Below are 22,753 nucleotides of genomic sequence, written 5' to 3' on the forward strand. Positions count from 1 at the left end.
CGTAAAATTTAATAATTTTATTATAAAACAAAAAAGCAGTTGAAAGGTCGATAAAATCTACCTTTCAACTGCTTAAAATGTGGACTTTTTCAGTGCCCTCGCTGAAGCGCCTGTGGGGTCTCCCCTGCCCCGTACTGCCGCAGGACATTGAAATTCTTCTTCGATTCCACCCACGCACGAAGAAAATGCGAGAGCATTTTCGAGGAGTCGAGCGCCTTCCGCTCTAATCAACTGGAGTATTAAAAAAATTTCATTTAACAGAACCTATTCTTTAAATAGGGGGAGGTATTTTAATTCTTCCAGGATATCCTTTGCACTTGTAACCAGTTTTGCCCCTTGCTGAATCAATTCATTCGTTCCTCCTGAGCAGGGATTAAAGATGCTTCCTGGCAAAGAAAATACCTCACGTCCTTCATGGACCGCATAATTAGCGGTAATAAGCGATCCGCTTTTTCGCTTTGCTTCTATAATAAGTGTACCTGCAGATAAACCACTTATAATTCGATTACGAGCTGGAAAGTGCCACCTAAGGGGCTTGGTGTCAGGGGGATACTCCGAGAGGATTAGCTGCGTTTTCATCATATGTGTAGCAAGAGGAATATTTTCCTTTGGATAGATATGATATAGACCACCCGCAATAACCGCAATAGTCCTTCCTCCTAGCCTGATTGTCTGTTCATGGGCAAGTGCATCAATCCCTTTTGCTAAGCCGCTGACAATGACGAAATTATGTTCGATTAGCTCAGGAAAGATGAGGCGGATGGCATTTTTTCCGTATTGTGTTGCTTGACGAGATCCAACAACGGCTAGCATTGGTTCTGTTTTTAATAGTGATAGGTCACCTTTTGCATACAATACCCATGGTGGCTGATAAATTTCTTTCAATGCTCGCGGATATTCCTTATCAAAAATCGTAATGACGGAAATTTCGTTGGTCTTATATTGGCGAATTTGTTCATGAATGGTGGCTTTAGGAATGGATGTTAAAGGTAATCGTGAAGACTCTTGGGGAATTGTTAACTGATTGGGCATTGGAGGAAAATGATAATGGAATTTAGAGTCAAGGGTTTGGAGTGTTGGATCTCTTTTGAGTAAATAATAGACTTGGTTCCAAGTTATATTGGGGTAGTGCAATAAATGAACAAATTTTTCTTTAAACTCATCCATAAAGAAACCTCCATTATTTTTATTAATCAACAAATAGCCCCCCAAGTTTTCGGGGGACTATTCTGACAGGAACACTGATGAATATTAGTGTCTAGCTACAGACGCCATCGGCTCTATGGTCTACAGCCAATCCGTCGTGAAGGTTAAATAGCAACCTTCTCGCCGGCTTGTCTTATGCTTGGCTACAGGAAGCTATCGCTTTCTGTACGCATTAAGTTCGACTAAGTCTCCCTATATCGCCGATAAACGGGCGTCTTCCGCTTTTCTAGTTCGTTTTACATTTTTCGTATAGGCCCTGCTCTTTTAATACTTCGATTAAAGTTTCACCCATTACAGAAGGAGTATCAGCTACTTTAATGCCGCATTGGTTCATAATGCGAATCTTTTCGTCTGCTGTACCTTTTCCGCCCGAGATAATAGCACCTGCGTGTCCCATTCTTTTTCCAGGAGGGGCCGTACGACCGCCGATAAAGCCCACAACTGGTTTGGTCATGTTCGCTTTCACCCACTCAGCTGCTTCTTCCTCAGCAGTACCACCAATTTCACCAATCATGATGACAGCGTAGGTTTCAGGATCTTCATTAAATGCCTTTAACACATCGATGAAGTTTGTACCATTTACTGGGTCTCCACCAATTCCGACAGCAGTTGTTTGACCAATACCAGCTTGTGTCAATTGATGAACTGCCTCATATGTTAAGGTTCCAGACCGGGAAACAACACCGACATGACCTTTTGTATGGATATATCCAGGCATGATGCCAATTTTACATTCATCAGCTGTAATAACCCCAGGGCAGTTAGGACCTACTAAACGGGTCTTCTTGCCTTCCATGTAACGCTTAACCTTTACCATGTCTAAAACTGGAATATGCTCTGTGATACAAATAACTAGATCTAGTTCAGCATCCACTGCTTCAATGATAGAATCTGCAGCAAATGGAGCAGGAACATAGATAACAGAGGCATTTGCACCTGTCGCTGCAACAGCGTCTCTAACTGTATTAAAAACAGGCACGCCTTCCACTTCCTGACCAGCTTTACCAGGTGAAGTTCCACCGACAATTTTCGTACCATATTCAATCATTTGCTTTGTATGGAAACGGGCGGTACCGCCAGTAATTCCTTGAACAATAACTTTTGTATCTTTATTAATAAAAACGCTCACGTGAATTCCCCTTTCTTCTGATCCTATTTAACTAATGAAACGATTTTTTGTGCACCGTCAGCCATGGATTCTGCAGCAATAATTTCAACGTCCGACTCAGCAAGAATTTTCTTACCTAAGTCAACATTTGTTCCTTCTAAACGAACAACAAGTGGAACTGAAAGCCCAACCTGCTTAGCTGCTTCCACAACACCCTCGGCAATGACATCACACTTCATAATTCCACCAAAGATATTGACGAAAATACCTTTTACGTTTGGATCTGAAAGGATAATTTTAAATGCTTCTGTTACTTTCTCAGCTGTTGCACCGCCGCCAACATCAAGGAAGTTAGCAGGATCACCGCCATAATGCTTCACGATATCCATTGTAGCCATTGCAAGACCCGCACCATTAACCATACAGCCAATATTACCATCTAATGCAATATAGCTTAAATCATACTTTGATGCTTCAATTTCTTTCGCATCTTCTTCTTCTAAATCGCGATAAGCTAGGACGTCTTTTTGACGGTATAACGCATTTGAGTCAAAGTTTAATTTGGCATCTAATGCCATAACCTTGCCGTCTCCGGTCACCACTAATGGATTGATTTCCGCGATTGAACAATCTTTTTCAATATAAGCACTATATAAGCCCATCATGAACTTAACTGCTTGATTTACTAATTCATTCGGAATATTAATATTGAAGGCAATACGACGTGCTTGGTATGGTTGCAAGCCGATAGCCGGATCGATTTCTTCTTTAAAAATTTTCTCAGGCGTTTTAGCAGCAACTTCTTCAATTTCTGTACCGCCTTCTTCAGATGCCATTAAAACGACACGTGAGGTTGCACGGTCTAATACTAGACCTATATAGTATTCTTTCTTAATGTCACAGCCTTCTTCAATTAGGAGGCGTTTAACTTCTTTACCCTCAGGACCGGTTTGGTGTGTAACTAGCGTTTTTCCTAGGATTTCATTTGCATATGTACGAACCTCGTCAAGGTTTTTCGCAACTTTAACCCCACCTGCTTTTCCTCGTCCGCCCGCATGAATTTGTGCTTTTACTACACATACTTGTGTTCCTAGTTCTTTAGCAGCTTCCACTGCTTCTTCAACCGTGAATGCCACTTTTCCATTTGGAACAGCTACCCCAAATTGCTTGAGGATCTCTTTCCCTTGATACTCATGGATATTCATTTCCCATCCTCCTATCAAACTCTTCAAAAAATTGACTCCGTTTTCATTTTATATAATGACTGAAACCTTGTCTACCATAAAGTATAAAAATTATACTCATCTTTAAAATATTCAGAAAAGCAGGCTATAAAGAAACCGTTTTCATTGGTTTTTTTCACCTTTTTATTTTTTCTTACGATAATAAAAAAACAGGTAAAAACCTGTTTTTTTATTTAACTTATTATAGTGATATAGTCCTTAATAGGAGCAAAACTTCTTCGATGATAAGGTGTAATACCGTATTGTTTAATTGCTTCAAGATGTTCTCTTGTCCCATAACCCATATTTTGCTGAAAACCATATACAGGATAACTTACAGATAGCTCCTTCATTAACTCGTCTCTTGCTACCTTTGCAACAATGGAGGCAGCCGCAATTGAAATGCTTTTTGCATCCCCTTTAATGATTGATTCCGTAGGATACGGCGTTTCAAGCTTCATTGCATCAATTAATAAAAAATCAGGCTTTGGTCCAAGCGAGACAATGGCTGCTTTCATTGCCTTTTTAGTGGCTTCATAAATATTTATCGCGTCAATTTCATCAGCCTGTATCATTGCCACATTATAAGAGATTGCTTCTTTTTTAATAATCTCGGCAAATTCCTGCCGTTTTTTTTCGGTAAGTTTCTTGGAATCATCTATCCCAGCTAAGTAAAAATCTTCAGGTAAAATAACCGCAGCCGCAACAACTGGTCCTGCAAGCGGTCCCCTACCAACTTCGTCCACTCCTGCGATAAAACGAAACCCTTGTGCACGGACCTTTCGTTCATATTGATTCATTTCCAGAAACTTTTCCTGAAGACGCTTTTCATGCTCTCGTTGTTTTTTCCATTTGGCTAAGGATTGCTGTACACCTTTTCGATCATCATTGTAAAGATCTACTATAAACGAATCTGTTTCATCTAAAATAGCAGATAGTTTTTGCTCTATTTGGGCAATTGATAGTTTCTCCATTTGTAGTCACCTTGTTTATTAATGAAAAAATCAAGCCCTCCATTTGGAGAGCTCCTTTTTATTGTTCATTTTCTACTGGTACTTGAATATCTATTGGTCTTTCAAACGTAAGTGGACCGAATTTCTCGGAACGGATTTCTCTAATAACTAATTCCGCCACTTTATCATAATCGACCATACCACCGCCCATTAAACAGCCTCTGAGTACGCCTATATGATCAAATAATGCCACAATATCATCCGGAATTTTCTCAAGTTTGTAGCGCTCTTGTAATCGTTTTGGATAAGCCTTTTCTAAAAAGCGCATCGTGTAAACCGTTAAATCTTGCAAATTTAATAAAGTATCTTTTATAGCCCCCGTGATCGCCAACTTCATACCTACTTCTTGGTCCTCAAATTTAGGCCATAAAATCCCTGGAGTATCGAGCAGCTCCATTTCTTTCCCTACTTTAATCCATTGCTGTGATTTCGTTACGCCGGGAGTATTTCCAGTTTTAGCGATATTTTTCTTTGCCAGTCGATTGATAAGCGTAGACTTTCCAGCATTCGGTATCCCGACAATCATGGCGCGAATCGCTCTAGGTTTTACTCCTTTTGCTTTTAGCCGATCAAATTTCTCTTTAAGAATTTCATTTGATGCTTGGACAATATTTTTCATGCCTTCGCCTGCTTGAGAATTGATTGCAAGTGCTTTGATTCCCTTTTCAGCAAAATAAGCAATCCATTCTTTTGTAACCTCTTTATCGGCCATATCTGCCTTATTTAAGAGGACAAGCCTTGGTTTATGCTGGATTATTTCATCAATCATTGGATTCCTAGAGGAATAAGGGATTCTTGCATCCACCAATTCAAAAATAATATCCACCAGCTTTAACTTTTCCGTGACCTCTCTGCGAGCCTTGGCCATATGGCCTGGAAACCATTGAATCGTCAAAGTCCCGCCTCCTTTTAAAAGCTTAAACTATTTTCCATCTACACTAAGAATATGGGCATCCTTTAAAGGCCAATAGACCACACTTGTTTTCCCAATAACCTTGCTCATCGGAATAGTTCCAATATGTCTGGAATCTTTACTAAAGCGGCGATTATCACCCATTACAAATAATTCGCCTTTAGGAACCGTTGTACGGCCAATTTTTTCTTTTAAAGTGAAAGAACCTGTTAACGGACCATCTTCTACTTGTTTCTTATATTCATCCAAATAAGGCTCTTTATACGCTTTTCCATTTATATATAAGACATCATCCTTATACTCAAGCGTATCGCCTGGAAGCCCTATTACACGCTTTATGTAATCCTTACCTTCCGGGGCATGAAAAACAATAATATCAAATCGTTTTGGCTCCCCAATTTTATAACTGAATTTATTCACAATCATTCTGTCTTGATCCTTTAATGTCGGCATCATGGATAGACCGTCAACTACAATTGGGGCAAAAAGAAAATATCGAATGACTGCAGCGAGAGCTACCGCAATCAATAATGCTTTCGTCCATTCCCAAAGTTCATTTTTCTTCTTCTTTTCTGTCATTATATTCCCCACCAATCACTATTAAAAAATGTCTTACAACCTATTTTACAAAAGTTGACCATAATTAACACGATGGGCTGATTTTTTTAACCAAACTTTAATATTTTGTTCCAAAATCTGTGGAACCATTCGAAAAAGAATAAAAAAAGAGCCTGCTTTTGAGCAAGCCCTTTTTCTTGGTTCTTATTATCGAATCTCTTTAATTCTAGCTTTTTTACCACGAAGGTTACGCAAGTAGTAAAGCTTAGCACGGCGAACTTTACCGCGGCGAATTACTTCAAGCTTCGCAATTTTTGGTGTGTGTACTGGGAAAGTACGCTCAACGCCTACTCCGTAAGAAACTTTACGTACTGTAAAAGTTTCGCTAATTCCACCACCACGACGCTTAATCACTACACCTTCAAATAACTGAATACGCTCACGAGTACCCTCGACAACCTTTACGTGTACACGTACAGTGTCACCAGGACGGAAAGCAGGAAGATCAGTACGAAGTTGTTCTTGTGTGATTTCTTTAATTAATTGTTGCATCGTTTTCAACTCCTTCCAACAGATGCTCATGCATATCTACTTTCGATTACATTGCAGCGGAACATCGTTTTAAGACCACAATCTGAAAAACATCAGTTCTGAGTCACAAGTAGTATCATAACATAATAATAACGAGCCTGCAATATTACTCATAATCTTTTTTTACTTCTTTCAGCCATTTTTCTTGTTCTTTTGTTAGTTCCATTTTATCCAATAAATCAGGTCGTCTTAAAAGCGTCCGGCGTAACGCCTCTTTATTGCGCCACTCTTCAATAAGCTTATGATTACCTGAAAGTAAGACATCAGGAACCTTCAACCCGCGAAAATCAGCTGGTCGTGTATAATGAGGATGTTCTAGCAGCCCTGTACTAAACGAGTCTTTCTGATGAGACTCCGCGTTTCCTAATACCTCTGGCAAAAGTCGGACAACACTATCGACTACCACCATTGCCCCGAGTTCTCCTCCCGTTAACACATAGTCGCCAATCGAAATTTCGTCTGTGACAACATGTTCCCGTATCCGTTCATCATATCCTTCATAATGACCGCAGATAAAAATTAAGTGCTCTTCCTTCGCCAATTCTTCTGCTTTACGCTGTTCGTAGCGTTCTCCTTGAGGACAAAGGAGAATCACCCTTGGATTTTTACTTTTTGCTTGTTCCCTAAGTGATGTTACCGCATCGAAGATTGGTTGTGGTTTTAGCACCATGCCTGCCCCGCCGCCGTATGGATAATCATCTACTGTTGAGTGTTTATTATCTGCAAAATCACGGAAATTCACGACATTATAGCGAACAGCTGATTTCTCAGCAGCTTTTTGTAAAATAGAATGACCGAAAACTCCGGCAAACATCTCCGGAAATAACGTCAAGATATCAATCTGCATCATGAAAGTAATCCTTCCATAGGATCAATAATGATGACTTTTTCCTTTACATCGACTTTCTTTACTACTTCATGAATATAAGGGATTAAGACATCTTTGCCACCCTTGCCTTTTACAACCCAAACATCATTTGCCCCAGGAGAGAGAATTTCCGTTACTTTTCCGATTTCCTCTCCTTTTGTGGTCGCGACCAAACAGCCGATAATTTCATGATAATAGAATTCATCATCTTCTAATTCATCTAGTTGTGTTTCAGGTACCTTTAGAATACCTTCTTTGAATTTTTCCACATCATTGATATTATTGTACCCTTCAAAAGTAAGTAACTCGAAATTCTTATGGGTCCGGTGGCTTTTGACTGTGAGTTCAATTGGTGTATTGGATTTTGGCATAAATAAATAGAGAATATTCCCAGACTTATACCGTTTTTCAGGAAAATCTGTTTTGGATATAACCCGTACCTCGCCTTTAATCCCTTGTGTATTAACGATTTTTCCGACATTAAACCATTTTTCCATATGTCTTCACCTTCTATCTAATTTCCTTTACAATACCGTCCTCAATAATGATGGTCGATTGTCCCATTTTCTCGTCCCACTGGTCACCAACATTTACTTCAATGAGTGCCTGAACTTCTCTTTCCTGTATTTCACTACCTAATGGTAGGGTATGTAATTGTTCGATTTGAAACTCAAAAAGCTTTATTTTTTCTTTACGCATTTGTATTTCTTTTTCAAATTTTTGCTTTAATGTTTCAGGCGAAAAATTTTTTGTTTTCTCCAAACGCTTGTGCTCAAATAAAAGTTGATCACATTCCTTTTTGAGCTCTAGTAATTTCCTATGAAACATTTCAAAAAGCTGTTCCTTACTTTTTTCTGTCACGACCTGCTTCACCACAACAGTTTGAATAAGCTGCATTTAACATCCCGCCTCCCTGTGTTCTATAGAACTACGAGAATTGTCTAGCTACAGCGCCTAGGGGCTCTTAGGTCTAAGCCAATCCGTCAAGAAGGTTAAAAAGCAACCTTCTCGCCGGCTCGTCTGTAGCCTTACGCCCCTGAGCATGGCGCTTCCGCTTTTCTGGTAGCAAAAAAGGGAGGAATGAATCCCTCCCTTTTATCTAGATGCAAAAAGCTATTCACCAATTTCTAGAAAAATTTTCTTTTGTTGTGATGATCCTGCTGCATATACAACAGTTCTAATGGCCTTTGCAACACGCCCTTGTTTGCCGATTACTTTTCCCATATCCGTTTTATTAACGGATAATTGATAGGTAACACGGTGTTCATCTTCTAAGACATTCACACGAACATCTTCAGGAAAATCAACAAGAGGCTTAACAATCGTTTCGATTAATTGTTTCATAATCAATCAGGCTATTACTTGCCTAATTTTGCATTATGGAATTTTTCCATGATGCCTTGATTAGAGAAAAGGTTACGAACAGTGTCTGATGGCTTCGCACCGTCTTTTAACCATTTAAGCGCTAATTCTTCGTTGATTTCCACTAATGCTGGCTCAGCAACTGGATTGTAAGTTCCAACTGTTTCAATGAAACGACCGTCACGTGGTGAACGAGAATCTGCTACTACAATACGATAGAAAGGAGTCTTTTTAGCTCCCATACGCTTTAAACGAATTTTTACTGCCATTTTAAATAAGCACCTCCGAATAGTTTCACACAAGATAGTATAATATCAATTCTTTTATAGTTTGTAAAGTGTTTTTTCTTTACAACCAGTATTACCAAATTTTTGCAGTTTAAACTTAAATAGACTTGTTGATTTCCTCTCCAGGCACTCGCTTTCCGCGGGCGTGCCGGGGAGCCTCCTCGACGAAGAAAGCGCCTGTGATGTCTCCCCAGCCCCGTACTCCCGCAGGACATTGAAATTCTTCCTCGAATCCGCCCACGCACGAAGAAAATGCGATAGCATTTTCGAGGAGTCGAGTGCCTTCCGCTCCAATTAACTAGTTTAAAACTTAAAAGGGAACTTAAATCCACCTTTTTTCTTGGCTTTCATCTGCATGCCAGACATTTGTTTCATCATTTTCTTCATGTCTTCAAATTGCTTCAAAAGGCGGTTAATCTCCGTTACAGGACGTCCGCTTCCTTTGGAAATTCTCTTCTTGCGGCTTGCATTGAGTATTTCTGGATTATTTTTCTCATGCTTGGTCATGGATTGAATAATCGCTTCCACATGGGCAATTTGTTTTTCATCGATAGTAATGTTATTCAAACCTTTGATTTTATTTGCTCCAGGCATCATTTTTAGCAATTCATCCAATGGACCTAAGTTTCGAACCTGACCAAGCTGATCTAAAAAGTCTTCGAGCGTAAACGATGCTGTCCGCATTTTCTGTTCTAACTCTTTTGCCTTTTCTTCATCCACATTCGCTTGTGCCTTTTCAATCAGCGTCAGGACATCACCCATGCCCAAGATTCTTGATGCCATACGTTCTGGGTGAAATGGCTCCAATGCATCCATTTTCTCGCCAAGACCGACAAATTTAATCGGTGTCTGTGTGACAGCGCGAATAGACAAGGCCGCCCCGCCGCGAGTATCACCATCAAGCTTCGTTAAGACGACACCTGTTAAGCCAAGCTGTTCATTAAAGCTTTGTGCAACATTGACCGCATCTTGACCTGTCATTGCATCAACAACTAGGAAAATTTCATCTGGTTTGGTTAGCTCTTTAATGTCCTTCAGCTCGTCCATTAATGCCTCGTCTACATGTAAACGACCAGCGGTATCAATCAGAACATAGTCATGATGGTCTTCTTTTGCTTTAGCAATGGCTTGTTTAGCAATCTCCACAGGGCTTACTTGATCCCCCAGCGAGAATACAGGCATATCCAATTGTTTCCCTAAGGTCTGAAGCTGTTTAATGGCTGCAGGGCGATAAATATCGGCTGCAACTAGCAATGGCTTGCGATTATACTTTTTACGTAGCAACAGCGACAGCTTACCCGTTGTCGTTGTTTTACCGGCCCCTTGCAGCCCGACCATCATAATAACAGTTGGTGGACGATTGGATACAGCAATCTTGCTTTGCTCGCCTCCCATTAAAATGGTTAATTCCTCGTTAACGATTTTAATGATTTGCTGGCCTGGAGTTAAACTCTTTAGGACCTCTTGCCCTACAGCCCGCTCACTGACTTTTTTAACAAAGTCTTTGACGACCTTGAAGTTAACGTCCGCTTCTAGCAGGGCGAGACGTACTTCACGCATCATTTCTTTGACATCCGCTTCCGAGACCTTTCCTTTTCCACGGATCTTTTGGATTGTATTTTGCAGTCGGTCGGCTAATCCTTCAAACGCCATTCATGCCGCCTCCTAATCTAATTTCTCAAGCTCAGTTACAGTTTCTAATAATGCTTCTTTAGATAGGTTCCCCTTATTAATCGATGCTTTTAAGTCCCTGATCAGTTTCGTACGCTCTTGAAATTTTTGAAATAATAACAGCTTTTCCTCATACTCCTCGAGCATTGCTTCTGTCCGTTTAATATTATCATAAACAGCCTGTCTACTGACTTCATACTCTTCTGCAATTTCTCCTAGAGAGTAATCATCTAAATAATAGAGAGACATATAGCTTTGTTGCTTTGGAGTTAACAGCGAATAGTAGAAATCATATAGATAATTAATTCGTGTTGTCTTTTCAAGCATCATGCCAGTATTCCCTCCAATGCTATTGTTAAGTGAAAAGCCTTTACAAAAGTAAAGTTTACAGGGTCCTATCATTTCTGTCAAGAAAATACCTTTACAACCTATTCTGTTTTTTCTACTTGATCTGCAAATAGCCCGTACACATATTTTTCCGCATCAAATTCTTGAAGATCATCCATTTTTTCCCCAAGACCGACAAATTTAACAGGGATCTTTAATTCATTGCGAATGGCTAGTACAATACCGCCCTTTGCCGTACCATCTAATTTGGATAGGACAATTCCACTGACATTTGTTGCCTCTTTAAAGGTTTTCGCCTGAATAAGCGCATTTTGACCAGTGGTTGCATCAAGTACTAGAATGACTTCATGCGGTGCGCCAGGAATCTCGCGTTCAATTACCCGCTTGACTTTTTCTAGCTCTTTCATTAGATTCACTTTGTTTTGCAGACGGCCGGCCGTATCACATAATAAAATATCAGCATTGCGTGATTTAGCCGCTTGGATGGCATCATACATAACAGCAGCCGGGTCAGAGCCTTCTGCCTGCTTAATGACTTCCACTCCCACTCTTTCGCCCCATACTTCGAGCTGTTCAATCGCGCCTGCACGGAAGGTATCTCCCGCTGCCATCAACACTTTCTTTCCTTCACTTTTAAATTTATACCCGAGCTTGCCAATGGTAGTTGTTTTTCCAACTCCATTAACCCCAACAAACAAGATAACCGTTAATCCGTCCTGTTGGATATTTAATTTTGATGAATACTCTTCACCAGAATTATAGATTTCCACAAGCTTCTCAGAGATTACGCTTTGGACCTCAGCCGGGTCTTGGATATTACGGCGTTTTACTTCCATCTTGAGTTCCTCGATTAGCTGCATTACCGTATCGAAACCTACATCTGCCTGGATTAAGATTTCCTCTAGTTCTTCAAAAAAGTCTTCATCGACCTTTCTATATCTAGCCACTAAATCATTCACTTTTCCGGAAAAACTGTCACGTGTTTTCGTTAAGCCTTCCTTAAACTTTTCTGTAACCGAATCCGTTGATTTCGAAATTTTTTCTTTTAATTTTTTAAAAAAACTCATGTTTTTCACTTCCTTAAATTATAATTCAACTAGTTCTTTTGTATCCTCTAAGCGGACAGATACCAGCTTTGAAACTCCCGATTCCTGCATCGTTACACCATAAAGGACATCTGCTTCCTCCATTGTTCCCTTTCTATGCGTAATGACAATGAATTGGGTTTCTTTACTATACCGCTTTAAATATTGACTAAAACGGTAAACGTTTGCTTCATCTAAGGCTGCTTCAACTTCATCCAGGATACAGAATGGAACCGGGCGGACCTTTAAAATAGAAAATAACAAAGCAATGGCTGTCAGCGCTCGTTCTCCACCTGAAAGAAGTCCAAGATTTTGAAGTTTTTTCCCTGGCGGCTGGGCAACAATTTCCACGCCTGTATTTAATAAGTCTTCAGGTATGGTTAAAACCAAATCCGCTCTTCCGCCACCAAACAAGGTTCGAAATGTGGGTTCAAAATGCTGACGTATTCCTTCAAAGGTTTGTTGGAAACGTCTTTTCATTTCTATATCCATTTCTTCAATAATCTTAAAGAGAGTATCTTTCGCTTCCTGAAGGTCGGTCTTTTGTTCATTTAAAAATTCATAGCGTTCAGAGACCCGTTCATATTCTTCAATAGCCCCAAGATTGACATTGCCAAGCTCTTCAATGGCCAGTTTGATTAATTTAACCTTTTTCCTGGCTTCCTCCACCGAGATATTTAATGGGTATTGCTCCTTCGCTCCTTCAAATGAGAGGAGGTATTCCTCTCTTAAATGGGCAAGCCGATTTTCCAGCTCCACATCTAAACGGTTAATTTTTACTTCCTCATCTTTTAAGACCCCCGTCATCCCTTTATGAAGTCTTTTTAATTCTCTTGCTTCTAATTCAGTATTTTCAAGGGAATCCTGCAGCAACAAACGCTCTTGTCTTCTTTCAGTGATTAATTGTAGGGTGGCCTCTTTATCTTGCTGCTTTCTTTTGGCCGCCGCTTCTAGTTGCTCTTCCCCAGAAGAACTATTAGACATTTCAGATGTTAAAAGGTTAAGATCTTCAGTAAAAATAGACAGCTTTTGCTCACTCTCTGTTAAATCATCATTAACTAGCGTAAAGCGTTCCTTTGCATGGTTAAACTGTTCATTCCTTGAAGCAAACTCTACCTTTAATTCATTTATTTCATTCGTCAAGGTTTCTTTAGAACTCAAGTCACTCGTTTTCTGAACAGTTAATTTTTCAATTTGGGCATCGAGTTCAGCAATCATTTCCTTATAGGAGCTAACAGCATCCGCTAACTCCCTTTTTCTTTTTAAAAGTGATTCTTTTTCCTCCGTCAATTGTCCTTTTTCGAGGTCATATAGAGCTAAACGATCATTAAGGTTCTTTTCTTGAAGCTCTGCCTCGCGGAGGTTACCCTTTACAGACTGCTCCGATAATCTTAACGATTCTCCATCTTGCCGTTTCTTCTCTACTTGCTGATCAGCCTGTTGAACCTCAGCTTTTAATCGCTTAACAGTCGCTTCTAATGCTGCTGTTTTTTCTTCCATAATGACGATTTTTTCTTTTAAATTTTCTAATTCCCCTTTTCTCGTTAACAAAGAGGATGTCTTTTGCTTAACGGCTCCACCCGTCATGGAACCGCCTGGATTGACAATATCGCCATCCAACGTTACCAATCTTGCCCGGTACTGAAGGATTTTCGCTAATTCATTAGCTCCCTTTAAGTCCTTTGTTATGACCACATTACCGAGTAAATTATTCATAACTTCAGAATACTTTGGCACAAATTTCACCAAACTGACGGCAGGTCCAATTAAGGCTGGATGATTTTGAATGGAAGATAGTTGTGCAGACGATAAAGGTCTCCCTTTAATAACACTTAACGGCAAAAATGTAGCCCGGCCAAATGAATTCTGTTTTAAATATTGAATAGCTGTACGGGCATTTTGCTCATGATCAACAACAATATGCTGCAGCGCACCCCCGAGAGCTGTTTCAAGAGCCGTTTCATACTCTTTCGGAACCGTTATGAGCTCTGCAACTGCCCCTTCAATTCCCTTTAACTTTTGGTCACGAGCCTTTAAAATCTCTTTCACGCCTTGAAAAAAGCCGGCAAAGTCTTCTTCCATTTCTTCAAGCATTTCTTTTCTTGATTTTGCCTGCTGAAGGAGTTGATAGGCTTGATACAGTGTTTTTTCCTGTTTCTCGTAATTGTTTTTTACTTTCTCCAGTTGATGTTGTCCTTCTCGATACGCAACCAACTGATCGGCTAATTTTTTCTGAACCTCTTCTAAAGCCTCTTGAATGTCCAATTTGTGCTGTTGGACATGAACACGCTCTTCAAGATACTTTTCGTTTTCCGCATCAAGTCTGGAGCCTCTGCGCTCTTGCTGTTCCAATTGTTGGTCAATATATTTTAGTTCATTTTTTGCACTCGCTTGCTCGTTTAATAAATCAATATATTCACTTTTTAAACTTTCAATTTTCTCTTCCACATTTTCTGAGAATAAAGGCAGTTTATCTTGCCGCTCTTTTAATTCAAATTGCAATTTTTCAACTTGTATACTCAGTTCCTTAACAATCTCAGCTTGTGCATCTCTGTTTTCCTTTAACTTACTGATTCGATCGGTTAGTTCTAAAATATTAATCTTTAACTGATCTTTATTTTGCGCAGCATTTTTCTTCCGTTCCTTAAGGACTTCTTTTCTGCCCTCAAGCTTTTCAAGTTCCTCACTTGCATGCAGTAGTACATTTTGGAGGTCTGTGATAGACTCATCTAATGCAGCAATCTTATCTCTTGTTTGAACAATTGCTGCTTCCTTCACTTGCAATTCTGAGGACATCTTTAGTTCTTCTTGTTGGTGTTCTTCTAGCTGCTTGGAAAGATGTTCCCATTTTTGATGCAGGTCCTCAATTTCAAAAACTGTCAACGCCACTTCTATTTTTTCAAGTTCTTCTTTTTTCTCTAGGAAATCTTTAGCCATGGATGCTTGAATTTTCAATGGCTCTACTTGCCCTTCAAGTTCATGTAAAATATCATTGACACGATTTAAATTATCCTGAGTCTCAAACAACTTCACTTCTGCCTTTTTTTTGCGGTTCTTATATTTGAGAACTCCAGCGGCTTCTTCAAAGATTGTCCGGCGTTCTTCTGCCTTACTATTTAATATTTCTTCTACCTTTCCTTGGCTTATAATCGAAAAAGCTTCTCTGCCAAGGCCAGAATCCATAAATAAATCAATAATATCTTTAAGTCGGCATGATTGCTTGTTAATGTAGAAATCACTATCACCCGAGCGTGACACTCTTCTTGTTACACTCACTTCATTATAGTCGATCCCAAGTCCTTGGTCGGTATTATCTAAAGTCAGTGTGACTTCAGCAAAATTAAGAGCCTTTCTAGATTCACTGCCAGCAAAAATAATATCTTCCATCTTGCTGCCTCTCAAAGATTTGGCTGATTGTTCCCCTAATACCCAGCGAATAGCATCGGTAATATTACTTTTGCCACTCCCATTAGGACCAACAACAGCCGTTACACCAGGAACAAAATCAACCTCAATACGTTCAGCGAAAGATTTAAAGCCAATAATGTCCAACCGTTTTAAAAACATTTCTTTATCCTCCCTATACTGCATGGGGATTTCTCCTGCCAAATTGCGATTTCTAAGTTGTTTTTGTTTTTAATACCTTGAGGGCCATTTCAGCCGCATGCTGCTCCGCTTCTTTCTTTGATTTCCCTGCTCCTATACCTAGCTCTGCACCATTAAGTGATACTCTTGAAACAAATTCTTTATTGTGAGCTGGTCCTTTTTCTTGAAGGACACGATATTCAATGATTCCTGCACCATCTCTTTGAACAAGCTCTTGTAATTGACTTTTAAAATCCATCACATGAGAAAAAGCACCGGCATTAATTTTAGGAAAGACCACTCTATCTAGAAATTCGACTACTTTATCAATTCCTTGATCCAAGTATAGCGCACCAATGAAGGCTTCAAACACGTCAGCAAGCAAAGCTGGGCGTTCTCGGCCGCCTGTCATTTCCTCTCCTTTACCCAGCAAAATATGTTTGCCGAATTCAAGTTCATTAGCAAACGATACGAGCGAAGGTTCACATACGATAGCAGCACGCAGTTTTGTTAATTCTCCTTCAGTCATCGTAGGGTATTTTTTAAAAAGGAATTGTGAAACAGTTAATTCAAGGACAGCGTCTCCTAAAAATTCTAGTCTTTCATTATCTTCGAATGGCTTTCTGCGATGCTCATTCACATAGGATGAATGTGTAAATGCTTGTTTTAATAATTTTTCGTTTTCAATCGTCACTCCGATTGAAGTTTGAAAATCCTTCATTTGATTTTCTTTTGCGCGATTTACATCTTTGTCTTTACCGTTCTTGCGCATGAATTTCTCCACCTTGCATCAAATTTACAAACTATCTAATAAGAGTTTAAAAAAGATTTTATAAAAACGCAAAGAAACTTGGCAGATAGTTTTGCCAAGTTTGGCTGCCAAGCTCTACTATATAGAATAAAGCTCCGTTTGAAAACGGAGCTTTTGAATCAATCTAACGGGATTATTTACTGCTATTTATGTAATTAACAGCATCACCAACAGTACTGATTTTTTCAGCATCATCGTCAGAAATTTCCATATCGAACTCATCTTCTAATTCCATTACTAGTTCAACTACGTCAAGGGAATCAGCACCAAGATCATCTTTGAATGAAGCATCAAGGGTAACTTGAGACTCATCAACGCCTAAGCGGTCAACGATGATTTTTGTAACACGTTCTAATACCTCTGCCATGCTTGTCACCTCCCCTCAAGCTATTATAGAGTATTTCATCAAAAAGATAAATCTAAAATATTATTTATTTTTACATTACCATTCCGCCATTAACATGAAGCGTCTGGCCGGTGATATATGATGCATCATCAGATGCGATAAAGGCGGTTATTTTCGCAATATCCTTTGGCTCTCCTAGGCGTGCTAAAGGAATTTGTTTTAACATTTCTGCCTTTACTTCCTCAGATAATTTATCTGTCATATCAGTGGTGATAAAGCCAGGAGCAATAGCATTTACTGTAATATTGCGTGAAGCCAATTCTTTAGCAGTCGTTTTCGTCATGCCAATGACTCCAGCTTTTGCCGCTACATAGTTAACTTGACCTGGATTTCCGCTTACACCGACAACAGAAGCGATATTAATAATACGGCCGGCACGTTGCTTCATCATTTGTCTAGTCACAGCTTTGGTACAGAGGAATACACCTTTTAGGTTCGTGTTGATCACATCATCCCATTCCTCTTCCTTCATTCGCATTAGTAAATTATCTCTTGTTATTCCCGCATTATTAATGAGAATGTCTAGCTTTCCAAAACGGTCAACCGTTTCCTTCACCATTTTCGCAACTTCTTCCGAATCAGCCACATTACATTTGATTACGAAGGCGTCTCTGCCTAACGCTTTAATTTCATCGACCACTTCATTGGCCTTTGCTTCACTACCGGCAAAATTAACAGCCACATTCGCACCAAGACGCGCAAGTTCTAAAGCAATTTCTCGTCCAATTCCTCGTGATGCTCCTGTCACAAGAGCTGATTTCCCTGTTAGTATCATAGTTTTTCCTCCTTTAGGGCGTCTAATACAACTTGAGCGCTCTCCTCATCCGATACTGAATAAGTTTTAACAGTCTTATCAATTTTCTTGATTAAACCTGAAAGAACTTTTCCAGGGCCAATTTCAATAAATGTATCAACACCGAGGCTGATCATCTTCTCAACGGAATCTTCCCATAATACTGGGGAATATAATTGTTCAATTAATTTATCTTTAATTTCTAAACTCGCACTGATGGGTTCAGCCGTAACGTTTGCAATCACAGGGATTTCAGCATCTTTCATTTCCAGTCCATCTAGGACTTCACGGAGTTGATTTGCTGCTGGTTTCATTAAGGCTGAATGAAACGGTCCACTTACTTCTAAAGGCAACACTCGCTTCGCCCCAGCTTCCTTTGCTTTAGCACCTGCATTTTGTACACCTTCTCTAGAACCTGAAATGACGATTTGACCAGGACAGTTTAGGTTAGCTAAAGAAACAGGTAAACCCGTCTGATTAACCTCATCGGTTACTTGTTGGAGTGTATCACGATCTAAGCCAAGAACAGCAGCCATGGACCCCTCACCGTTAGGAACGGCATGCTCCATAAACTCTCCTCGTTTGCGAACAGCGTAAACACCATCTTCAAAAGACATTACTCCAGCAGCAACCAGTGCCGTATATTCACCTAAGCTGTGTCCGGCAACAAAATCAGCCTTAACCCCAGATTGTTGAAAGAAGTCCAAGATGGCAATACTTGTTGTCAACAAGGCCGGCTGTGTATTATAGGTTACTGTCAACTCTTCTTTCGGACCTTCAAAGATTAACTTACTCAATGGAACATTCAGCCTTTTGTCGGCATTTGAAAAATAATTCATAATCTCAGGATACTTGTCAGCTAAATCTTTTCCCATTCCTACCGTTTGTGAACCTTGTCCAGGAAAAACAAAGGCTATTTTACTCATTTCAACACCTCTATTGTTCAAATTTAACAGAATCTGACTCTTCGACAGCTTTTTGAATTAATTGGACAACATCGTTACCTACCATTTCCCTTGTCTGCTTAATCGCACTATAGATAGCTTGGGCGTTGGAAGAACCATGTGCCTTGATGACAGGTGCTTTTAGCCCGAAAAGTGCAGCCCCGCCATACTCTGAATAGTCCATTGTATTTTTTAGCTTTTTTAGGTTCGGCTTTAGGACTGCAGCAGCCAATTTACTTGTATAACTGCTCATTAAGGCGGTCTTTAGCATTTTAAACATCGAAAGGGCTGTCCCTTCAAGTGTCTTCAATACCATATTACCAGTGAAACCATCGGTTACTACCACATCTGCAACACCTTCAAGTAAATCACGTGCCTCTACATTCCCAACAAAATGCAAGTTACTATTTTTTAATAAAGTAAACGTGCTTTTGGTCAGCTCATTACCTTTCTTTTCCTCGGTTCCAATATTTAAAAGCCCTACTCTTGGCTGTTTGATTCCTCTAACCTTTTCACTATAAATGGAACCCATGATAGCGTATTGAACTAAATGTTCAGGTTTTGCATCGGCGTTTGCTCCAACATCGAGAAGCATGAAGCCTTCTCCACCGATGGTTGGCAATGTCGGAGAAAGGGCAGGTCGATCGATTCCGTCTATTCGTCCAACAACAAATAGTCCAGCCGCCATTAATGCTCCTGTATTCCCCGCTGAGATGCAGGCATCGGCTAATCCATCGGTTACTTGTTTAGCAGCCAAAACCATCGAGGCATCTTTTTTACGGCGGACCGCTCTTACCGGCTCATCCGTTCCAAGTATAACCTCAGTTGTATGTAAAATAGAAATTCTTTCGTGATTTGTAAGTATTTCCTTGATTTGTTTTTCATCCCCAACAAGAGTAAGATGAATATCAGAAAAGGACTGAACTGCCTTCATTGCACCTAATACAATTTCTTTTGGGGCATGATCTCCGCCCATGGCATCGATTGCTATTTTCATTTGTCTCATTCCTTAAATGTTTTTCGAACGGTACATTTCGAATTCTCCAGTAAAAACTAGTTCGTCATTGACAAAACTACTTACTTCAACAGTGGTTCTGCCGGATTCCTCTATTTTTGTTACCTTTGCTTTAGCGATGACTCGCTCATCTAAATTGACCGATCGTTTAAATTGGATATTCGCTTTAGCGGTTAGGGCCAATTCATCATTAATGACGGCCACCGCCAGGGAATTAGCTTGAGCAAAGAGATGGTGTCCGCGTGCAATAAGATTACGTTTAAATACATGTTCTTTTTTTACATCAAAAATAGATATGGCATTTTGGTCTAGTTCTATATGAATGATTTCACCGATTACTTCTTCAAGCGGTAAGGAGCGTACTTCATCATCGAAGCGTTTCTCCGCAACTGTTTTAATCCGTTCCCGCAGTTCCGGTATCGATAACTCCAAGCGGTCGAGACGAATCGTCTGTACACTTACTTGAAATTTTTCTGCTAATTCCTCATCGGTAATAAAAGGATTATCCTTTATGGTAGAAGTTAATAATTGTTGTCGGTCTTTTTTGCTTCTTCTCATAGTTTTTACACCGTCCGAGCTCTTATGACTAGGTACTAAGAGTAGTATAAAATTTAAAAAAGCATAATGCAAGATTAAAATTTAAAAGAAAAACGGAAATGCCCGTTGCCGGGCACTGATTAGACGGTATCAAATTAATTCATTAGTCTAGTTTTTCCCCTTCTAGCACACCTGATTCTTTAATTTTTTCTCGTAAATAATGATAGTCAGGGTCTGTCCAAAAAAAGTCTGAACTGATTAGCATACTCGCATCATTTCGCGCTGTTTCAAGCGCGCGATAATCATGCACCATATCAGCGACTTTAAATTCAGGAACGCCGCTTTGTTTTTTACCAAAGAAGTCCCCAGGTCCTCTTAATTCTAAATCCTTCTCACTCAAAACAAATCCATCATTTGTTTCCGTCATGATCCGCATTCTTTCTTGTCCTACCTCGGACTTTGGACTTGCAAGTAGGATACAGTACGACTGAGCACTTCCTCGTCCGACACGGCCACGAAGCTGGTGAAGCTGTGATAAACCAAACCTCTCGGCATCATAGATAACCATCATAGTTGCATTAGGTACATTGACCCCTACTTCGACAACGGTTGTGGAGACAAGCACTTGTATGAGGTTTTCGCTAAATGCCTTCATCACCGTATCTTTTTCTACTGAAGATAAACGACCGTGCATTAAGCCGACGTTAAAACGATTTTGAAAAAAATGACTTAATGTTGTATGCACATCGATGGCATTTTGCACATCTAGTTTTTCTGACTCTTCTATTAGAGGACAAATCACATAAGCCTGATGTCCTTTTTGCAATTCCTTTTCTACGAACCCTAGGACACGTTCGAGCATCTCAGGTTTTGCCCAATAGGTCTCGATAGTTTTTCTTCCAGCAGGCATTTCATCGATAATCGAAACATCCATTTCACCAAAAACTGTAATGGCCAACGTTCTAGGGATAGGGGTTGCCGTCATGAACAAAACATCTGGGTTTTCTCCCTTTTCCCTTAAAATCCTCCGCTGCTCCACCCCGAAGCGGTGCTGTTCATCTGTAATGACAAAACCGAGCTTGTGAAACGTTACCTCATCCTGGATGAGTGCATGGGTACCAATTAAAATATCAATTTTTCCTTCTTTAAGATCTTGGAGGATCTCTCTTCTCTGTTTACCTTTAATGGAGCTTGTTAGAAGTTCGCATCTTACCTGTACAGGTTCGAATAAACTTTTCAAAGACTCTGCATGCTGTTCAGCCAAAATCTCCGTTGGGACCATCAGTGCACCCTGAAACCCAGCGATGACTGTTGTATAAAGACCGATGGCGGCTACAACCGTTTTTCCAGATCCAACATCACCCTGAAGAAGCCGATTCATATGGTAGGGTGATTTCAAATCGGCTAATATTTCATTTACAACCTTCTTTTGGGCATTGGTTAATGGGAAAGGAAGACTATTAATGAAGTCCATTAATTTTGCCAAGTCATATTTTTGCTTGATTCCTGGTGAATGCTCCCGTTCAAACTTTCTTAATGCTTGCATTTTCAATTGAAACAATAGAAATTCTTCGTATACAAAACGCCTTCTCGCTTGCTTTACTTCCTCGGGATTATTAGGAAAGTGCATGATCTTTAATGCATCCATTTTGTCCATTAGACGATATTTTTTTAGAAACGATTCTGGTAATGTCTCCTCAATAAACTGTCCATATTGCTGGAAAGCTAGCTGAATAAACTTACGCATGCCTTTTGTAGTTACTTTTCCCCGTAATGCGTAAACTGGTTCAAAATCATTCGCTTTCGTGTTGTGTCCCGTTTGCATCTCATTTGCAGTGATTGTTTGCCGGTGAGCATCCCATTTTCCTGTAACCGTAATGGTATCATTCATATGGATTTTATTTTTAAGATATGGCTGATTAAAAAAGACTACTTTAATTAAGTAAGAGCCCACAAAAAGCCTGATGGTCAATTTTGATTTCTTTCTGCCATAATAGTTTAGAGAAGGCTCACTATGAACCTTCCCTTCGACTGTTATTTTCTCATCATGCTGTACTTCGGTTAGGTCTCTAAGTGAATAGTCTTCATACCGATACGGAAAGTATTCTAATAAATCACTGATAGTAAATATTTTCATTTCCGCAAATGAATCAGCTGTTTCTTCCCCAATACCTTTTAACGTGATTATTGATTGATTTAGTTCTGAATTCACTTTTCTTTGAGCGGTATACCGAAGATTTTAGACTCTAGTGCCCGATCTGTCGGTGTAGCCGCCAACCCTCCCTGCGCCGTTTCTTTTAAAGCTGTCGGTATCGATTGGCCGATTCGATACATATAGCATCAATATTTCATTTGTAAAATGTTTACGTTTTTTAGGCATAAAAAAGAAGGGAAAAGCCTTAAAAAGGCCCCCCTTCTATTTTAGCTGT

At 39.8% G+C, this 22,753-nt stretch carries 23 protein-coding genes and 1 pseudogene; all 24 read right to left on the bottom strand.

Going from position 1 to position 22,753, the window contains the following annotated elements; all coding sequences use genetic code 11:
• Positions 1–264: 264 nt before the first annotated feature.
• Positions 265–1,167, bottom strand: coding sequence for a DNA-processing protein DprA (gene dprA / locus JOC76_RS16595; RefSeq protein WP_205179670.1), 903 nt, complete (start codon positions 1,165–1,167; stop codon positions 265–267).
• A 265-nt stretch (positions 1,168–1,432) separates the two neighbouring features.
• On the bottom strand, positions 1,433–2,335 hold the full coding sequence (sucD, locus tag JOC76_RS16600) for a succinate--CoA ligase subunit alpha (RefSeq protein ID WP_205179277.1): 903 nt from the start codon (positions 2,333–2,335) through the stop codon (positions 1,433–1,435).
• A gap of 23 nt (positions 2,336–2,358) precedes the next feature.
• On the bottom strand, positions 2,359–3,519 hold the full coding sequence (sucC, locus tag JOC76_RS16605; RefSeq protein ID WP_205179279.1) for an ADP-forming succinate--CoA ligase subunit beta: 1,161 nt from the start codon (positions 3,517–3,519) through the stop codon (positions 2,359–2,361).
• 212 nt (positions 3,520–3,731) lie between these two features.
• Positions 3,732–4,511 (bottom strand): ribonuclease HII, encoded by a 780-nt coding sequence (rnhB, locus tag JOC76_RS16610; RefSeq protein ID WP_205179281.1) that lies wholly within the window; start codon positions 4,509–4,511, stop codon positions 3,732–3,734.
• Between the two features lie 58 nt (positions 4,512–4,569).
• Entirely contained in the window at positions 4,570–5,445 is an 876-nt protein-coding gene (ylqF, locus tag JOC76_RS16615) for a ribosome biogenesis GTPase YlqF (RefSeq protein WP_205179282.1), read from the bottom strand.
• A gap of 27 nt (positions 5,446–5,472) precedes the next feature.
• On the bottom strand, positions 5,473–6,042 hold the full coding sequence (gene lepB / locus JOC76_RS16620; RefSeq protein WP_205179283.1) for a signal peptidase I: 570 nt from the start codon (positions 6,040–6,042) through the stop codon (positions 5,473–5,475).
• Positions 6,043–6,228: 186 nt separating this feature from the next.
• On the bottom strand, positions 6,229–6,573 hold the full coding sequence (rplS, locus tag JOC76_RS16625) for a 50S ribosomal protein L19 (RefSeq protein WP_160720849.1): 345 nt from the start codon (positions 6,571–6,573) through the stop codon (positions 6,229–6,231).
• A gap of 145 nt (positions 6,574–6,718) precedes the next feature.
• Positions 6,719–7,462, bottom strand: a complete 744-nt coding sequence (gene trmD / locus JOC76_RS16630; protein ID WP_239557774.1) for a tRNA (guanosine(37)-N1)-methyltransferase TrmD — start codon at positions 7,460–7,462, stop codon at positions 6,719–6,721.
• Entirely contained in the window at positions 7,459–7,977 is a 519-nt protein-coding gene (rimM, locus tag JOC76_RS16635; protein ID WP_205179284.1) for a ribosome maturation factor RimM, read from the bottom strand. Before rimM ends, trmD begins: the two co-directional genes overlap by 4 nt.
• Before the next feature lie 13 nt (positions 7,978–7,990).
• The gene (locus JOC76_RS16640) at positions 7,991–8,377 is read right to left on the bottom strand and encodes a YlqD family protein (protein WP_205179285.1); all 387 of its coding nucleotides are present in this window, start codon (positions 8,375–8,377) and stop codon (positions 7,991–7,993) included.
• Between the two features lie 216 nt (positions 8,378–8,593).
• Complete coding sequence (locus tag JOC76_RS16645; RefSeq protein ID WP_205179286.1) at positions 8,594–8,824, bottom strand: KH domain-containing protein; 231 nt, start codon at positions 8,822–8,824, stop codon at positions 8,594–8,596.
• A 14-nt stretch (positions 8,825–8,838) separates the two neighbouring features.
• On the bottom strand, positions 8,839–9,111 hold the full coding sequence (rpsP, locus tag JOC76_RS16650; RefSeq protein ID WP_205179288.1) for a 30S ribosomal protein S16: 273 nt from the start codon (positions 9,109–9,111) through the stop codon (positions 8,839–8,841).
• 321 nt (positions 9,112–9,432) lie between these two features.
• Positions 9,433–10,782, bottom strand: a complete 1,350-nt coding sequence (gene ffh, locus JOC76_RS16655; RefSeq protein ID WP_205179289.1) for a signal recognition particle protein — start codon at positions 10,780–10,782, stop codon at positions 9,433–9,435.
• A gap of 12 nt (positions 10,783–10,794) precedes the next feature.
• Positions 10,795–11,127, bottom strand: coding sequence for a putative DNA-binding protein (locus JOC76_RS16660; protein ID WP_205179676.1), 333 nt, complete (start codon positions 11,125–11,127; stop codon positions 10,795–10,797).
• A 101-nt stretch (positions 11,128–11,228) separates the two neighbouring features.
• Positions 11,229–12,215, bottom strand: a complete 987-nt coding sequence (gene ftsY, locus JOC76_RS16665; RefSeq protein ID WP_205179291.1) for a signal recognition particle-docking protein FtsY — start codon at positions 12,213–12,215, stop codon at positions 11,229–11,231.
• An 18-nt stretch (positions 12,216–12,233) separates the two neighbouring features.
• Positions 12,234–15,800 (bottom strand): chromosome segregation protein SMC, encoded by a 3,567-nt coding sequence (gene smc, locus JOC76_RS16670; protein ID WP_205179681.1) that lies wholly within the window; start codon positions 15,798–15,800, stop codon positions 12,234–12,236.
• A 52-nt stretch (positions 15,801–15,852) separates the two neighbouring features.
• The gene (gene rnc, locus JOC76_RS16675; RefSeq protein ID WP_205179293.1) at positions 15,853–16,590 is read right to left on the bottom strand and encodes a ribonuclease III; all 738 of its coding nucleotides are present in this window, start codon (positions 16,588–16,590) and stop codon (positions 15,853–15,855) included.
• 172 nt (positions 16,591–16,762) lie between these two features.
• Positions 16,763–16,996, bottom strand: a complete 234-nt coding sequence (gene acpP, locus JOC76_RS16680; RefSeq protein ID WP_205179295.1) for an acyl carrier protein — start codon at positions 16,994–16,996, stop codon at positions 16,763–16,765.
• A gap of 70 nt (positions 16,997–17,066) precedes the next feature.
• Positions 17,067–17,810: a 3-oxoacyl-[acyl-carrier-protein] reductase gene (gene fabG, locus JOC76_RS16685; RefSeq protein WP_205179297.1), complete on the bottom strand. Its 744-nt coding sequence runs from the start codon at positions 17,808–17,810 to the stop codon at positions 17,067–17,069.
• Entirely contained in the window at positions 17,807–18,754 is a 948-nt protein-coding gene (gene fabD / locus JOC76_RS16690) for an ACP S-malonyltransferase (RefSeq protein ID WP_205179299.1), read from the bottom strand. Before fabD ends, fabG begins: the two co-directional genes overlap by 4 nt.
• Positions 18,755–18,764: 10 nt before the next feature.
• Positions 18,765–19,769 (bottom strand): phosphate acyltransferase PlsX, encoded by a 1,005-nt coding sequence (gene plsX, locus JOC76_RS16695; RefSeq protein WP_205179300.1) that lies wholly within the window; start codon positions 19,767–19,769, stop codon positions 18,765–18,767.
• Between the two features lie 12 nt (positions 19,770–19,781).
• Positions 19,782–20,345: a transcription factor FapR gene (fapR, locus tag JOC76_RS16700; protein WP_205179302.1), complete on the bottom strand. Its 564-nt coding sequence runs from the start codon at positions 20,343–20,345 to the stop codon at positions 19,782–19,784.
• A gap of 142 nt (positions 20,346–20,487) precedes the next feature.
• Positions 20,488–22,536, bottom strand: coding sequence for an ATP-dependent DNA helicase RecG (gene recG / locus JOC76_RS16705; RefSeq protein WP_205179303.1), 2,049 nt, complete (start codon positions 22,534–22,536; stop codon positions 20,488–20,490).
• Positions 22,533–22,658, bottom strand: a pseudogene (locus JOC76_RS16710) (L-serine ammonia-lyase, iron-sulfur-dependent, subunit alpha); the annotation flags it as partial. The gene recG and the pseudogene JOC76_RS16710, both read right to left, overlap by 4 nt.
• Between the last annotated feature and the right edge of the window lie 95 nt (positions 22,659–22,753).

The sequence above is a fragment of the Neobacillus cucumis genome (assembly GCF_016908975.1).
Classification (GTDB): Bacteria; Bacillota; Bacilli; order Bacillales; family Cytobacillaceae; genus Neobacillus; species Neobacillus cucumis.

Bases quoted from the DNA above. Each gene is read 5' to 3' on its own strand.
- dprA (WP_205179670.1), bottom strand. From the start codon at position 1,167: ATGGATGAGTTTAAAGAAAAATTTGTTCATTTATTGCACTACCCCAAT.
- sucC (WP_205179279.1), bottom strand. From the start codon at position 3,519: ATGAATATCCATGAGTATCAAGGGAAAGAGATCCTCAAGCAATTTGGG.
- rnhB (WP_205179281.1), bottom strand. From the start codon at position 4,511: ATGGAGAAACTATCAATTGCCCAAATAGAGCAAAAACTATCTGCTATT.
- lepB (WP_205179283.1), bottom strand. From the start codon at position 6,042: ATGACAGAAAAGAAGAAGAAAAATGAACTTTGGGAATGGACGAAAGCA.
- rplS (WP_160720849.1), bottom strand. From the start codon at position 6,573: ATGCAACAATTAATTAAAGAAATCACACAAGAACAACTTCGTACTGAT.
- trmD (WP_239557774.1), bottom strand. From the start codon at position 7,462: ATGATGCAGATTGATATCTTGACGTTATTTCCGGAGATGTTTGCCGGA.
- rimM (WP_205179284.1), bottom strand. From the start codon at position 7,977: ATGGAAAAATGGTTTAATGTCGGAAAAATCGTTAATACACAAGGGATT.
- JOC76_RS16640 (WP_205179285.1), bottom strand. From the start codon at position 8,377: ATGCAGCTTATTCAAACTGTTGTGGTGAAGCAGGTCGTGACAGAAAAA.
- JOC76_RS16645 (WP_205179286.1), bottom strand. From the start codon at position 8,824: ATGAAACAATTAATCGAAACGATTGTTAAGCCTCTTGTTGATTTTCCT.
- rpsP (WP_205179288.1), bottom strand. From the start codon at position 9,111: ATGGCAGTAAAAATTCGTTTAAAGCGTATGGGAGCTAAAAAGACTCCT.
- ffh (WP_205179289.1), bottom strand. From the start codon at position 10,782: ATGGCGTTTGAAGGATTAGCCGACCGACTGCAAAATACAATCCAAAAG.
- JOC76_RS16660 (WP_205179676.1), bottom strand. From the start codon at position 11,127: ATGCTTGAAAAGACAACACGAATTAATTATCTATATGATTTCTACTAT.
- ftsY (WP_205179291.1), bottom strand. From the start codon at position 12,215: ATGAGTTTTTTTAAAAAATTAAAAGAAAAAATTTCGAAATCAACGGAT.
- smc (WP_205179681.1), bottom strand. From the start codon at position 15,800: ATGTTTTTAAAACGGTTGGACATTATTGGCTTTAAATCTTTCGCTGAA.
- rnc (WP_205179293.1), bottom strand. From the start codon at position 16,590: ATGCGCAAGAACGGTAAAGACAAAGATGTAAATCGCGCAAAAGAAAAT.
- acpP (WP_205179295.1), bottom strand. From the start codon at position 16,996: ATGGCAGAGGTATTAGAACGTGTTACAAAAATCATCGTTGACCGCTTA.
- fabG (WP_205179297.1), bottom strand. From the start codon at position 17,810: ATGATACTAACAGGGAAATCAGCTCTTGTGACAGGAGCATCACGAGGA.
- fabD (WP_205179299.1), bottom strand. From the start codon at position 18,754: ATGAGTAAAATAGCCTTTGTTTTTCCTGGACAAGGTTCACAAACGGTA.
- plsX (WP_205179300.1), bottom strand. From the start codon at position 19,769: ATGAAAATAGCAATCGATGCCATGGGCGGAGATCATGCCCCAAAAGAA.
- fapR (WP_205179302.1), bottom strand. From the start codon at position 20,345: ATGAGAAGAAGCAAAAAAGACCGACAACAATTATTAACTTCTACCATA.